At 68.8% G+C, this 13,074-nt stretch carries 12 protein-coding genes and 1 tRNA gene; 6 read left to right on the forward strand and 7 right to left on the reverse strand.

Annotated features, from left to right (window positions below; all coding sequences use genetic code 11):
• Positions 1 to 356: 356 nt before the first annotated feature.
• Positions 357 to 689 carry a helix-turn-helix domain-containing protein gene (locus tag AQJ46_RS33325; protein WP_059209099.1) on the forward strand — a complete coding sequence of 111 codons (333 nt, stop codon included), beginning with the start codon at positions 357 to 359 and terminating at the stop codon, positions 687 to 689.
• 60 nt (positions 690 to 749) lie between these two features.
• Complete coding sequence (trhA, locus tag AQJ46_RS33330) at positions 750 to 1,538, forward strand: PAQR family membrane homeostasis protein TrhA (RefSeq protein ID WP_208617021.1); 789 nt, start codon at positions 750 to 752, stop codon at positions 1,536 to 1,538.
• Positions 1,539 to 1,731: 193 nt separating this feature from the next.
• Here the strand turns inward: trhA and AQJ46_RS33335 are convergent, their stop codons facing one another.
• The 4 genes from AQJ46_RS33335 to AQJ46_RS33350 form a co-directional block, all read right to left on the reverse strand.
• On the reverse strand, positions 1,732 to 2,973 hold the full coding sequence (locus AQJ46_RS33335; RefSeq protein ID WP_059209100.1) for a PP2C family protein-serine/threonine phosphatase: 1,242 nt from the start codon (positions 2,971 to 2,973) through the stop codon (positions 1,732 to 1,734).
• 993 nt (positions 2,974 to 3,966) lie between these two features.
• Positions 3,967 to 4,040, reverse strand: a tRNA-Pro gene (locus tag AQJ46_RS33340).
• Positions 4,041 to 4,074: 34 nt separating this feature from the next.
• Positions 4,075 to 4,860 carry a Pr6Pr family membrane protein gene (locus tag AQJ46_RS33345; RefSeq protein ID WP_059209101.1) on the reverse strand — a complete coding sequence of 262 codons (786 nt, stop codon included), beginning with the start codon at positions 4,858 to 4,860 and terminating at the stop codon, positions 4,075 to 4,077.
• A 95-nt stretch (positions 4,861 to 4,955) separates the two neighbouring features.
• Entirely contained in the window at positions 4,956 to 5,882 is a 927-nt protein-coding gene (locus AQJ46_RS33350) for a metallophosphoesterase (RefSeq protein WP_059209102.1), read from the reverse strand.
• A 225-nt stretch (positions 5,883 to 6,107) separates the two neighbouring features.
• On the opposite strand from AQJ46_RS33350, the gene AQJ46_RS33355 reads away from it, so the two are divergent.
• Positions 6,108 to 6,572 carry a GatB/YqeY domain-containing protein gene (locus AQJ46_RS33355; RefSeq protein ID WP_059209103.1) on the forward strand — a complete coding sequence of 155 codons (465 nt, stop codon included), beginning with the start codon at positions 6,108 to 6,110 and terminating at the stop codon, positions 6,570 to 6,572.
• Positions 6,573 to 6,667: 95 nt separating this feature from the next.
• Here AQJ46_RS33355 and AQJ46_RS33360 read toward each other — a convergent pair whose 3' ends face one another.
• Positions 6,668 to 8,941: a transglycosylase domain-containing protein gene (locus AQJ46_RS33360; protein ID WP_059209104.1), complete on the reverse strand. Its 2,274-nt coding sequence runs from the start codon at positions 8,939 to 8,941 to the stop codon at positions 6,668 to 6,670.
• 506 nt (positions 8,942 to 9,447) lie between these two features.
• Here AQJ46_RS33360 and wblA point away from each other — a divergent pair.
• Positions 9,448 to 9,786, forward strand: coding sequence for a transcriptional regulator WblA (gene wblA / locus AQJ46_RS33365; protein WP_057612304.1), 339 nt, complete (start codon positions 9,448 to 9,450; stop codon positions 9,784 to 9,786).
• Positions 9,787 to 9,816: 30 nt separating this feature from the next.
• Here wblA and AQJ46_RS33370 read toward each other — a convergent pair whose 3' ends face one another.
• Together AQJ46_RS33370 and AQJ46_RS33375 are read right to left on the reverse strand one after the other, a co-directional pair.
• Positions 9,817 to 11,214, reverse strand: a complete 1,398-nt coding sequence (locus AQJ46_RS33370) for an ArsA family ATPase (RefSeq protein ID WP_059209105.1) — start codon at positions 11,212 to 11,214, stop codon at positions 9,817 to 9,819.
• Entirely contained in the window at positions 11,211 to 12,188 is a 978-nt protein-coding gene (locus AQJ46_RS33375) for an ArsA-related P-loop ATPase (RefSeq protein ID WP_059209106.1), read from the reverse strand. The genes AQJ46_RS33370 and AQJ46_RS33375 overlap by 4 nt, the downstream gene beginning before the upstream one ends.
• Before the next feature lie 118 nt (positions 12,189 to 12,306).
• Here AQJ46_RS33375 and AQJ46_RS54515 point away from each other — a divergent pair, with 118 nt between their 5' ends.
• A complete protein-coding gene (locus tag AQJ46_RS54515) occupies positions 12,307 to 12,471 on the forward strand; it encodes a DUF4177 domain-containing protein (protein ID WP_007383662.1) in 165 nt (54 codons plus the stop codon).
• Positions 12,468 to 12,938, forward strand: coding sequence for a RidA family protein (locus AQJ46_RS33380; protein ID WP_059209107.1), 471 nt, complete (start codon positions 12,468 to 12,470; stop codon positions 12,936 to 12,938). Before AQJ46_RS54515 ends, AQJ46_RS33380 begins: the two co-directional genes overlap by 4 nt.
• The last annotated feature ends 136 nt before the right edge of the window (positions 12,939 to 13,074 follow it).

The following is a 13,074-nucleotide window of genomic DNA, read 5'->3' on the forward strand; positions in this document are numbered from 1 at the left end:
TGTTGCAGGACGGCGACGGGGCTGACGACCGGACCGGGTGGCCCGCAGTGATCAGGGGCCACCATTCGCAGTACCCCGTTTGGCAAGTGATTGGTTCAGAGGGAAGAACGGAGGAGCCGAGCGCCATCAGGATCGCCCGGGCGGAAGTGCTGAGCCCGGGTACCGCAGGACATCGATAGTGAGGTGGTCTCCGGTCAGGCAACCGCGATCCCAGCAGCCCCGACAGCATCTCGATCGGGTCTGCGGAAACAGAAGGCCGGCGCAGTACCAGGGCCGGCAGATGGTGTAGCAGTTCCTCCGGGGTCCTGGTGCCGTACGGCACCAGGACCCCTCCACGCGTTCCACAGAGAGGTGAGATGACAGCAGACGATTCCTTCGGCCGTCTCGACGACGACGATTACCCCGCCTACACCATGGGCCGAGCTGCCGAGATGCTCGGCACCACCCCCAGCTTCCTCCGCGCCCTCGGCGAAGCCCGCCTCATCACCCCGCTCCGCTCCGAGGGCGGACATCGCCGCTACTCCCGCTACCAGCTGCGGATCGCCGCCCGCGCCCGGCAACTCGTCGACCACGGCACCCCCATCGAGGCTGCCTGCCGCATCATCATCCTCGAAGACCAGCTCGAAGAAGCCCAGCGCATCAACGCCGAGTACCGCCGCGCGGCCTCCAGGCACACAGTCGGCATCTGACCCGCAGTCCGCAGCGAGTTGGCAGGCCGCACTGATCCGTCGATTTCAGAAAACGAGCGCATGACCGCCGAAGACACACAGCCGCCGGCACACGGGCGCGATCCCCAACCTCGCCCCGGCACCACTCCCGACGTCCTGCGGCCCGCGGTCGATGCGCCTGCCGGCCCAACCTGCCTGCCGACTGCCGCCGGCCTGGAAGGCGGGGCGGAGCGTGTGGCGGCTGTGCTGAAGCCGAGGATGCGGGGCTGGCTGCACGCCGGCGTGTTCCCCCTGGCTCTCATCGGCGGCATCGTCCTCATCGCCGTCTCGCGCTCGGCGGCGGCAGTGGCGGCCTGCGCGGTGTACGCGCTGTCGGCCTGTCTGCTGTTCGGCACCAGCGGGGTCTACCACCGCGGAACCTGGGGTCCGCGCGGGGAGGCGGTCCTGCGGCGGCTGGACCACGCGAACATCTTCCTGATCATCGCCGGCACCTACACCCCGCTGGCGGTACTGCTGCTGTCCGCGGGTCAGCAGCGGGTGTTGCTGGCCGTGGTGTGGACGGGGGCCCTGGCCGGCATCGCCTTCCGCGTCCTGTGGATCGGGGCTCCCCGGTGGTTGTACACCCCGTGCTACATCGCGCTGGGCTGGGTCGCCGTCTTCAACCTGCCCGACTTCGCACGCACCGGCGGCACCGCGGTCGTCGTACTCGTCATCGTCGGCGGTCTGCTCTACACCGCGGGCGCCGTCGTCTACGGACTCAAGCGCCCCGACCCGTCACCGGCCTGGTTCGGCTTCCACGAGGTCTTCCACGCCCTGACCATCGCGGCCTTCACCGCGCACTACACGGCCATCCTCCTGGCAGCCACATGACCGCTTGCGGAGGAAGGTCCAAGTCTCCGTGTCAGGTGCCACGGGTCTGACCAGGGTGCCTCGCATCCGCCGCCACCGCCTTTTCCGCACCCAGGAGATCGCCGCGCGCCTGTCCGCTTGACCGTCCTCACATCGGGTTCCCGCCGTTTCGCGTCGGCGGCAGGCTTCAGCGAGGGCCGGTGCATGGTCGCGCTCAGTCGACGGTGGCGAGGTGATCGGCGTCGCCGCCTCGCCACTCGACGAGGAAGATGGTCGCGTCGTCGGTCGTGGTGCCGCCGCGTTCGTGTTTCAGGGCGTGGGAGAGCGCTCGCACCACCGCCCGTACCTCCGTGCGGTCGCGGAGGATCCGGTTGGTCCATTCGACGAGCTGTTCCTCCCCGAACTGTTCCCCGCCGGTGTGGTGCTCCTCGATGAGGCCGTCGGTGAAGCACAGCAACCGGTCGCCGGGTCGCAGCATCCGCTCGGTGACCACCGGCTCCTCACCGCCGAAGCCGACCGGCAACGTGGTGGGGCTCTCCAGCCGGTCCACCACGGCACGGTCCCGGATCAGAAAGGGAGCCGGGTGGCCTGCGTTGACCCACTGCAGTCGGCCGGTGGTGATGTCCAGAATCATCATCTGCGCGGTGACGAAGTGGTCGGGGCCGAACTGCTCGTTGATGGCCTTGTCCATGAACGCGTACACCTGGGACAGATCGGTGTGGGCCCGCCGCGTGTGGCGATAGGCGCCGATGGCCACCGTCGCCATGGTCGCCGCGTCCAGCCCGTGGCCCATCGCGTCGATCATGGCCATGTGCAGGATGTCGCCGTTGAGGGCGTAGTCGAAGCTGTCGCCGGCCACGTCGTATGCGGGCTCCAGGATCCCGGCCACCTCGACCTGCGGAATCGTCATCGACAGCGGGGGCAGCAACGACCACTGGATCTCCGCGGCCACGCTCATCGGGGCGCTGCGGCGGGCCTGGAAGAACTGGTCGGTATAGGCGTCCTTGGTGACGATCATGTCCGCGACCAGGCCGGCGAGTCTGCGCAGCAGTCGCCGGTCGTCGTCATCGACGCGGTCCAGGGTGACGGCCATCACCCCGATCTGGTCGCTTCCGTCCAGCAGCGGCAGGTACATCCGCACACTGCCGTCCTTCGGCACCTCCACGGTTCTGCGGCTCAGGAAGGCCTCGCCGGCGGGGGAGTCCTCGACCGACTCGGGGCCCCCGACCTTCAGCCGCCGGCCCGGCAACGGCACCAGCAGCACCTGTTCGTAGTCCTGCAGGAGGATGGAGACCTCCCGCCCCCCGACCCTGGCCACCTCTTCCGCGACGAGCGGGGCGATCAGCTCCGGCGGCATCTCGTGTGCGCGGTCCAGCAGCACCCCGAGCAGCCGTTCGCCGAACCCCTCGGACCGGTCCACCCCGACCCTGTCCGGCCTGCGCCCACGGTCCGTCATAGCTTCTGCTTCCTTCGTCCTCTGACATGGGGAACTCAGCGAGGTGGCTGCGTCCACGCGGTGTTCGCCGGGCGGCCCGGTGCCCCGGCCTCGTTGCACCACAGCCGATGCGCGGCGGTGGCGGCCGGAACGGAGCCGGCACCCGACGGCGTATCCCGACGCGATGCCCGTGGCAACGCACACCCTGCCCCTCTCGGATCCACCAGCAGGCAACCGCGATCAGCTGGGACGACGCAGTCGACCGGCACAGGCTCGCATCGCCGACCGGCCCAACGAGCCGATTGCGCCATGGGCAGCATGTCGCCCCCGCATTCCCTTCACCCCAAGGAGCTTGGGCCTACGGAGACAGGGGGAAGCCGACAGGTCAGCGGGCCGGGTCTGGGCCACCGGACGCGGTGTTCGCGCAGACCGCTTCCAGAATGCCGATCCTGCGCCATGTCGGGCCGAGGACGCCGTGGCCCCGCCACTCCGGACATCGACGGAACGATCACGCCGTGCTGCAACGACCCCGGCGTATACACACCGGGGTCGCCCTTCCGGGCCGGTCGCACGTGAGAGTGTGCCGACCCGCTTTAATGCTATGCCTGGTGCACATCTCGGGCATCCGGTGTCTCGCGGTTCTCGCGGTTCTCGGGGAGCAGTGCACACGTCACGGCCTCACCACGGCCGTTCCTGGGACGACCAACCGTGAGGGGATTCCGCTGGCCCGGTGTCCCAGCGCGGGGGAGGGGAGCACAGGAAGAGCTCATGGCGAACCTGACCACGGAGTGGGAGCCAACTCTCGACTCTCGACGCCCGGTTGGCAATGTGCCCCACATCTCCGGTTGCAGTGCTCAACACTCTCTGGCAGGAGCCCGTGAGAGTCCGTCGGTAAGGGCGGTCTGGGAGACGGAATTCCAAGACTTTCTCCAGATCTCTCCCAAGGGGCCCTGGAAACCACTCAGGGGCCCGATCCGCTCTCACGGATCAGGCCCCTGACCTGGTGTTTCACTGTCGGGGTGGCGGGATTTGAACCCACGACCTCTTCGTCCCGAACGAAGCGCGCTGCCAAGCTGCGCTACACCCCGATCGTCGCTGCTCGTCGCGGCGACGTCGTTTACTTTAGCCCACCGGTGGCTTGAGACGAAATCCGGTTTTGCCGCGGTGGCGGATGGGGTTCGGGCGGGCGTGGTCGAGGGCGATCAGGAGGATCGCGAGGGCGTAGAAGGAGAGGCCGAGGAGGAGGGCGTTGCCGAGGACGTTCTTGTAGCCGTGGAGGTCCACGTCCAGGAAGGGGTAGAGGTAGCGGCCGCCCGTGCCCGGAGGGATCAGTTCGCCTCGGGTGAAGGAGAACAGCAGGTACGCCAGGGGGTACAGCAGCCACGACGCCGCCTGGCGCAGGTGCAGGTGGCCGGGGGCCGTCAGCAGGAGCCAGTCCGCAAGTGCCGCCGCGGGGATCACCGTGTTCAGGAGGTGGGTGGTCACCGCGTGCCAGCCCGTCGGGTTCGCCGCCGCGCCGGTGAGGGGGAAGGGGCTCGCCGCGTTCGCCAGCAGCAGGTGGTACACGAGGCCTGTGATCGTGACGTACAGGAGGGCCGCGCCGGTCACGGATGACGGCAGGGGGCGGCGGGCGGTCCACGCCCTGCGGGCCGACAGCAGGAGCACCATCACCAGCAGGATCGTGCTCTGGACCGAGAAGTGGCTCAGCGTGCGGATCGAGCTGCTCAGGAGCAGCTCGATGGTCACGGCCGCCGCGGCCGTCAGGGCCACCAGTACGCGGTAGACGGCGGCCACGGGGTGGCGTACGGGAGCCACCACCGCCGTGGCGGGGACAGGGGAGCGCAGGAATACGGGCATGCCCGGGACAGCGGGGAGATCCGGCATGTCCCTCGGTATCGGCGCGGTCATGCCCTCACGTTAGGCAGAACCGGCAAAAGGGGCGATACGGGCGAGCCGTGCGGGTTAATCTCCCGGCACGGCACCCGTCGTACGGCGGCCGGCCCCTACTCCCGGCCCACCAGCGTCAGCAGCGTCACCTCGGGCGGGCACGCGAACCGCACCGGCGTATAACGGCTCGCCCCGCATCCCGCCGACACGTGCAGGTACGACCTGCGGCCCTCCGCCTCGTGCGTGGACAGGCCCTTCACGCGGTCCGTGTCCAGGTCGCAGTTGGTGACGAAGGCGCCGTAGAAGGGGAGGCAGACCTGGCCGCCGTGGGTGTGGCCGGCGAGGATCAGCGGGTAGTCGTCCGCCGTGAAGGCGTCCAGGGCGCGGAGATACGGGGCGTGTACGACGCCCATGGAGAAGTCGGCCGCGCCCGACGGGCCGCCGGCCACCTCCGCGTAGCGGTCCCGCTTGATGTGCGGGTCGTCCAGCCCCGTCAGCTCCACCGACACGCCCTCGATCTTCAGCATGCCGCGCGTGTTCGTGAGGTTCTGCCAGCCGGCCGCCTCGAAACCGTCCCGCAGGTCCTCCCACGGGTTGTGGATGACCCCCACGGCGGGTGCGTTGCCGTTCAGGCCGTGGCGGCCCTGGGTCTTCTCGTACAGGTAGCGGACGGGGTTACGGAATTTGGGGCCGTAGTAGTCGTTGGAGCCGAAGACGTACGCGCCCGGGAACTCCATCAGCGGGCCCAGCGCGTCCAGGACCTCGGGCACGGCCTCGGGATCCGACAGGTTGTCGCCCGTGTTGATCACGAAGTCCGGGCGCAGGCCCGCCAGCGAGCGCAGCCAGCGCTGCTTCTTGCGCTGGCCGCCGACCATGTGGATGTCGGAGACCTGGAGCACCCGCAACGGGCGCATGCCGGACGGGAGGACGGGGACCGTCACTCGTCGCAGCCGGAAGGAACGGGCTTCGAAACCAGCCGAGTAGACGAGACCGGCGGCGCCAACCGCCGCGATCCCCAGGGGAACTCCGTATCGCGCGCGCATGCCTCCATCGTGTCAGATCACCAAGGCATCCTTGACCGGGCGCCCGCCGTCCCCTGAAGCAGGGTGCCCGCCGTGCCCGTCAAGCCCGGCGCCCGCCGCTCCCCCGTAAGGCCCGACACCCGCCTCCCCACAAAGCCCCCGCCCGCCTTCCCACAGAGCCCGGGGCGCCCGCCGTCCCGTAAATGCGCGGGCACCCCCCACCCCGCACCTGCGACAATCAAACGCATGACCACGCTCAAGTCGAAGCTGCAGGAAGACCTCACCGCCGCCGTGAAGGAGCGCGACGAGCTCCGCTCCTCGACGCTCCGGCTGACGCTCGCCGCGATCACCAAGGAGGAGGTCGCGGGCAAGACGAAGCGCGAGCTCTCCGACGACGAGGTGCTGAAGGTGATCACCAAGGAGGCGAAGAAGCGCCGCGAGGCCGCGGACGCCTTCGCCCAGGGTGGTCGCGCCGAGTCCGCCGAGCGGGAGAAGGCGGAGGGCGAGGTCCTCGCCGGGTACCTGCCCAAGCAGCTCGGCGACGACGAGCTGAACGACATCGTCGCCCAGGCGGTCCAGGAGGCCAGGGCAGCGGGCGCCGAGGGGCCCCGGGCCATGGGCGCCGTCATGAAGATCGTGAACCCGAAGGTGGCCGGCCTGGCCGAGGGCGGCCGCGTCGCCGCGGTCGTGAAGAAGCTCCTGGCCGGCTGAGACCAGCACCTGGCAGTCACCCGGCAGTCGTACGAGAGCCCGGTCCCGCGCATTCAGCGGGACCGGGCTCTCATCTGTGTGTACCCCTCCGGGCGTCAGCCGCGCCCGCCCCCACCCCCGTTGCCGTTCCCGTTGCTCGTGCCCTGGATGAAGTTCTCCGGGATGGAGAAGGTCGGCGTCGGGAAGGTGGTGTTGCCGTCGTCTCCGCCGTTGTTCCCACCGTTGTCGTTGCCGCCGTTGTCATTGCCGCGGTTGTCACCGTCGTCGTTGCCGTCGCCGTCGTCCTTCTTCTTCGGCGGGTCCGGGATGTAGACGAGGTTGAAGTTGGGGGCGTCCTTGCCCTCCAGCGCGCCGCTCATCATGTCGCGCCAGATCGGACCGGGGACCTTGCCACCGAACACCTTCTCGTTCCAGACGCCGCCGATGGTGATGTTCTTCATCTGGCGCTTGTGGGCGGGGTCGCCCACCCAGACCGCGCCGGACATGTTCGGCGTGTAGCCCACGAACCAGGCCGCGTAGCGCTCGTCGGTCGTACCCGTCTTGCCGGCGCTGGGACGGCCTGCGCCGAGGCCCGCCTCCGAACCCGTGCCGTCCTCGACAACGCCCTTGAGGAGCGTGTTGATGGTGTCCGCGGTGTTCTCCGACATCGCCCGCGAGCAGGTCGACTTCGGCACCTGGAGCGACTTCGACTTCTCGCCGACCCGCTGGGTGATCGACTCGATGGCGACCGGCGTGCAGTACATACCGCGCGAGGCGAAGGTCGCGTAGGCGTTCGCCATGGTCAGCGGCGACATCTCCTGGGTGCCCAGGGCGATCGACGGAGCCTGCTGCATCTTGCCGCCGTCGGCGCGCGCCACGCCCATCTTCGCGGCCATCTCCGTCACCGGGCAGATGCCGATGTCGCTGATCAACGACACGTAGTAGGTGTTGACCGACTTCGCGGTCGCGGTCTTCATGTCGTACGGGCCGTGCTCGGAGGTGTTCTCGTTGGTGACCGGGACGCCCTTCTCGTTCCAGGTGTTGCCGTTGCACTCCTGGACCGGGGCCGGGTAGTCCATCTTGTACGGCGACGGGTACATCTTCGTCGCCGGCATACCGCCCTCGATGGCGGCCGCGGCCACGATCGGCTTGAACGTCGAACCGGGCTGGTATCCGGCCCCGCCGCCCATGGCCGCGTTGACCGAGAGGTTGAGCGTCGTCTCGTTCTTCTTGTTGTTGATGCCGTACGGCCGCGACTGGCCCATCGCCAGGATCTTGCCGGTGCCGGGCTGGACGATGGTCGCGGCGGTGGCCACGTCGTCGTCCTGGTAGACGTGCTCCTTGATGGACTTCTGCGCCGACTTCTGGGCCTGCGGGTCCATCGTGGTCTTGATCGTCAGACCGCCCTGGTTCCAGACCTTGGCCCGGGCCTCCTTGGTCTTGCCGAAGACCGGATCGGTCAGGAAGACCTCACGGACGTAGTCGCAGAAGAAGCCCGCGCCCTTGACCGCCGTGATGCAGCCGTTCTTGGGCTTGCTGACCTTGAGGCCCAGCGGCTGCTCCTTGGCCTTGTCGGCGTCCGCCTGGGAGACGTCACCGACCTCGGCCATGCGCTGGAGCACGGTGTTGCGCCGCTTGGTCGCCTCGGCCTCGTCGTTGACGGGGTCGTAGCGGCTCGGGGACTGGACGATGCCCGCGAGCAGGGCCGACTGCTCGAGGTTGAGGTCCTTGGCGTGCGTGGAGAAGTAGCGCTGGGAGGCGGCCTCGACGCCGTAGGCCTGCTGGCCGAAGAAGGTGATGTTGAGGTAGTTCTCGAGGATCTTCTTCTTGCCGAGTTCCTCTTCGAGCTGGATCGCGTACTTCAGCTCGCGGATCTTGCGGCCGATGGTCTGCTGCGTGGCCTCGGCGACCTTCGTCGGGTCGTCACCGGCCTCCTCCACCGCGACGTTCTTCACGAGCTGCTGCGTCAGCGTGGAGGCGCCCTGGGAGACACCGCCGCTCTGGGCGTTCTTGTTGAGCGCGCGCAGGACGCCCTTCAGGTCGACCGCGCCGTGCTGGTAGAAGCGCGAGTCCTCGATGGCGACGATCGCCTTCTGCATGTACGGCGAGATGCTCTTGAGGTCGACCACCGTGCGGTCGCGCGAGTACACCGTGGCGATGGTGCCGCCCTCGCTGTCGAGGATCGTGGTGCGCTGGCTCAGCGGTGGGGTCTTCAGGTTCGTCGGGAGTTCGTCGAAACTCTCCACCGACCCCTTGGCCGCGAGCCCCAGCGCGCCGGCGGCGGGCAGCGCGATGCCGGCCATCACCGCTCCCGCGAGAACACTGACACCGAGGAACTTGGCGGCCTGCTGCGTGGGCGACAGACCGCCGCCCGAGCGCTTCTTCGACATAGAGGGCAGCCTAATCCGTACTCATGAGCGTTCAGAGGGAGCCCATGTCACGGCATGGCGACGGAAGCGGGCACGACCGCGTCGAGCGGGCATGGCGACAGGAGCGCCTACCTTCTCATTCGCCGGACACGCGCACAGGCCTTGGCCTAAGCTGCTCTCAACTGTCACAGCAGTAGGGCCACGTATCAATACGTCCGGCGACCCCGAATCGTTCCGGAGGTTCCCCAACTTTTTTGATGGGGGCGTGTCCGAATCCGCCTCGTGTGTCATCAGGTGCCCGTTGTGACGCAAGACAAGTGTCCTGGTTTGCCGGGATAGTCATGTATGTCGCGGGCTCACTCCCCCGGGTGATCTGCCGCTTACGCATAGTCCGTTCGGGCCATTCAAGATTGGGCCCGAAGGGGGTGTTGCGCTGTGCCTCCCTTCCGTAACGTCCTCAACTGGCGGCGGTGAATATGCCGCTGCCGCCGTGGGGGAGCCTCGATTCGGGAGAGGACGGCGCCGGTATGGGCTGGGTAGTCGACTGGAGTGCGCAGGCGGCCTGCCGCACTACCGATCCGGATGAACTGTTCGTTCAAGGAGCAGCGCAGAACCGGGCGAAGGCGGTGTGCACCGGATGTCCGGTGCGCACGGAGTGCCTTGCCGATGCGCTGGACAACCGCGTCGAGTTCGGCGTGTGGGGAGGCATGACGGAGCGCGAGCGCCGCGCACTGCTGCGCCGGCGGCCGACCGTCACTTCGTGGCGCAGGCTGCTGGAGACCGCGCGCACGGAGTACGAGAGGGGCATCGGCATCCTGCCCCTCGAGGACGACGAACTCTACGAGAACTACGCGGCGGTGAGCTGAGGAGGACACCCCTCGGGGTCAGTCCTCCGATCAGTCCACGGCAGCCTCGGGCAGCTCGGGCCGTCCGGCCGCGAGCCGGTTTCCGATGTTCCGCAGCCCTGCGAGGTCGTGCACATCGCCGGGCAGCGCGGCCACTTCGGCCACCGCCACCTCGGGGTGGAGCGCCGTGAAGCGGTCACGCGTGCGCTGCTCTCGGGAGAGCAGTTGCATACGGTCGGCATGCAGTCTCAGCAGGCCTGCGGTGAGCTGGTCGACGGACCGGTCAGCGGGGTCGGCGGACCGCCCCTTCTCCGTGCGCTCCGAGCTTGGGTTCTTCGGGTCGGCGGGGGAGCCTTCGTCAGGAGCCGGTGCCTCGGAAGCGGGAGATTCTGAACTTCCGTACGTGTCGGGAGAGTTACGAAGTCCAGCTTTCCCGCCCTCCTGATCGACAATGCGGGGCTCTTCAAGATTTTCCACGGCCTCGAGATTTTCCGCGGCGGCGAGCGCCCGCTCGGCCGAGAGCCGGTCGGCGCCGCTGCCGTGGACCCGGTTGAGCACCAGACCGGCGAGCGGCATGTCCTCCGCGGCCAGCCGCTCCACGAAGTACGCGGCCTCGCGCAGCGCGTCCCGCTCCGGGGCCGCGACCACCAGGAACGCCGTCCCGGGGGCCTGGAGCAGCTTGTACGTCGCGTCCGCGCGCGTGCGGAACCCGCCGAACGTGGTGTCCATCGCGGCCACGAACGTCTGGACGTCCTTGAGGAGTTGACCGCCCAGCAGTTTGCCGAGGGTGCCGGTCATCATCGACATCCCGACGTTCAGGAACTTCATCCCCGCCCGTCCGCCGAGCTTGGCCGGGGCGGTGAGCAGCCGGATGAGCCTTCCGTCGAGGAAGGAACCGAGCCGCTTGGGCGCGTCCAGGAAGTCGAGGGCGGAGCGGGAGGGGGGTGTGTCGACGACGATCAGGTCCCACTCGTCCCGGGCCCGCAGCTGCCCGAGCTTCTCCATCGCCATGTACTCCTGCGTGCCGGCGAAGCCCGCCGAGAGCGACTGGTAGAAGGGGTTGTTCAGGATCGTGGCCGCCCGCTCGGCGTCCGCGTGCGCCTCGACGATCTCGTCGAAGGTGCGCTTCATGTCGAGCATCATCGCGTGCAACTCGCCGCTCGCGGAGTCGTCGAGACCCTTCACCCGGCGTGGGACGTTGTCCAGCGAGTCGATGCCCATCGACTGGGCGAGCCGGCGGGCCGGGTCGATGGTGAGCACGACGACTTTGCGGCCCCGCTCGGCGGCCCGCAGGCCGAGAGCCGCCGCGGTCGTGGTCTTTCCGACGCCTCCCGAGCCGCAGCAGACCACGATGCGGGTGCCCGGATCGTCGATCAGCGGATCGAGATCGAGCACGGGGGCGGGAGAAAGACGGCGGTGCCGGTCGTGCGCGTCGGCGTCCGGGCTCATGACATCCCCTGCTTCCGCAGCTCGGTGGCCAGTTCGTACAGACCCGCCAGGTCCATGCCCTCGGTCAGCAAGGGCAGTTCGTGCAGCGGCAGACCCAGTTCGCCGAGGGCCGAGCGCTGTTCGTGCTCCAGGTCGTACCGCTCGGCGTACTCCTCGGCCTGCCGGATCAGTGGGTCGACCAGCTTCTCGGCGTTGCCCCCACGGCGGGCGCCGCCGAGTCCGGCAGAGGACAGCGCCTTCGCCACGGCTGAACGCTGTGTGGTCCGTACGAGTTCCAGGTCGGCGCCGTCCAACACCTCCGGGCGCACCATGTTCACGACGATCCGGCCCACGGGAAGGTGGGCGGCTCTCAACTCCGCGATGCCGTCCGCGGTCTCCTGGACCGGCATCTCCTCCAGGAGTGTCACCAGGTGGACGGCCGTCTCCTTGGACTTCAGCACCCGCATCACGGCCTGCGCCTGATTGTGTATCGGGCCGATCTTGGCGAGCCCGGCGACCTCGTCGTTGACGTTCAGGAAGCGGGTGATACGGCCGGTGGGGGGTGCGTCCATCACGACGTAGTCGTAGGCGAAGCGGCCGGACTTGTCCTTGCGGCGGACCGCTTCGCACGCCTTGCCCGTCAGGAGGACGTCTCTGAGGCCGGGCGCGATGGTGGTCGCGAAGTCGATGGCGCCGAGCTTCTTCAGGGCGCGCCCCGCCCCGCCGAGTTTGTAGAACATCTGGAGGTAGTCCAGAAGGGCCAGTTCGGGGTCGATGGCCAGTGCGTACACCTCCCCGCCCCCCGGAGCGACGGCGATCTTCCGCTCCTCATAGGGCAGCGCCTCGGTTTCGAAGAGCTGCGCGATTCCCTGGCGGCCCTCTACCTCGACGAGAAGCGTCCGCTTCCCCTCGGTGGCGAGGGCCAGCGCGAGGGCTGCGGCGACCGTGGTCTTTCCGGTCCCGCCCTTGCCGCTGACGACCTGGAGCCTGCTCACGTATTCGAGCGTAACCAGTCGGCGGCGAAGCTAAGCAGGAGGCTGTGGATAACGCGGCACCGGCTGTGGGTGAGCAGCGGCTGAAAGCCGGGGGTGAGCAGCGGCTAAAGTCGCCCGCATGACCAAGAAGTGGGAATACGCGACCGTGCCGCTGCTCGTCCATGCCACGAAGCAGATTCTGGACACCTGGGGCGAGGACGGGTGGGAGCTCGTGCAGGTCGTGCCCGGGCCGAACAACCCCGAGCAGTTGGTGGCGTACCTGAAGCGGGAGAAGGCGGCGTGAGCGGGGCGGTCGAGGCGCGGCTCGCGGAGCTGGGGCTGACGCTGCCGTCGGTCGTGCCGCCGCTGGCCGCGTACCAGCCGGCCGTTCAGTCCGGTGTGTACGTGTACACCTCGGGGCAGCTGCCCATGGTCGAGGGCAAGCTTCCGGTCACCGGAAAGGTGGGCGCGGAGGTCACGGCCGAGGAGGCCAAGGCGCTGGCCCGGACCTGCGCGCTGAACGCGCTGGCGGCGGTGAAGTCGGTCACGGGTGACCTTGACCGGATCGCGCGCGTGGTGAAGGTCGTGGGGTTCGTGGCGTCGGCCTCGGACTTCACGGGTCAGCCGGGTGTGATCAACGGCGCGAGTGAGCTGCTGGGCGAGGTGCTGGGCGACAAGGGCGTGCACGCGCGCAGTGCGGTGGGTGTCGCTGTGCTGCCGCTGGACGCGCCGGTCGAGGTCGAGGTGCAGGTGGAGCTGGTTTCCGCTTGATGCGGATGCCTGCGGCGCCGCTGCGGGGTCGGTGGGGGTGCGCTTGGCGCCCGCGGTTGGCGAGGGTCATGTGCGCCTCCCGCCGCGCGGGCGCGGCCGGCCCCCACTGCCCCGCACCTGACCTTGCACCTCCGCA

Source organism: Streptomyces canus (assembly GCF_001514145.1).
GTDB lineage: Bacteria > Actinomycetota > Actinomycetes > Streptomycetales > Streptomycetaceae > Streptomyces > Streptomyces canus.

Coding starts and splice junctions, on each gene's coding strand:
- AQJ46_RS33325 (WP_059209099.1), top strand. CDS start 357: ATGACAGCAGACGATTCCTTCGGCCGTCTCGACGACGACGATTACCCC.
- trhA (WP_208617021.1), top strand. CDS start 750: ATGACCGCCGAAGACACACAGCCGCCGGCACACGGGCGCGATCCCCAA.
- AQJ46_RS33335 (WP_059209100.1), bottom strand. CDS start 2,973: ATGACGGACCGTGGGCGCAGGCCGGACAGGGTCGGGGTGGACCGGTCC.
- AQJ46_RS33345 (WP_059209101.1), bottom strand. CDS start 4,860: ATGACCGCGCCGATACCGAGGGACATGCCGGATCTCCCCGCTGTCCCG.
- AQJ46_RS33350 (WP_059209102.1), bottom strand. CDS start 5,882: ATGCGCGCGCGATACGGAGTTCCCCTGGGGATCGCGGCGGTTGGCGCC.
- AQJ46_RS33355 (WP_059209103.1), top strand. CDS start 6,108: ATGACCACGCTCAAGTCGAAGCTGCAGGAAGACCTCACCGCCGCCGTG.
- AQJ46_RS33360 (WP_059209104.1), bottom strand. CDS start 8,941: ATGTCGAAGAAGCGCTCGGGCGGCGGTCTGTCGCCCACGCAGCAGGCC.
- wblA (WP_057612304.1), top strand. CDS start 9,448: ATGGGCTGGGTAGTCGACTGGAGTGCGCAGGCGGCCTGCCGCACTACC.
- AQJ46_RS33370 (WP_059209105.1), bottom strand. CDS start 11,214: ATGAGCCCGGACGCCGACGCGCACGACCGGCACCGCCGTCTTTCTCCC.
- AQJ46_RS54515 (WP_007383662.1), top strand. CDS start 12,307: ATGACCAAGAAGTGGGAATACGCGACCGTGCCGCTGCTCGTCCATGCC.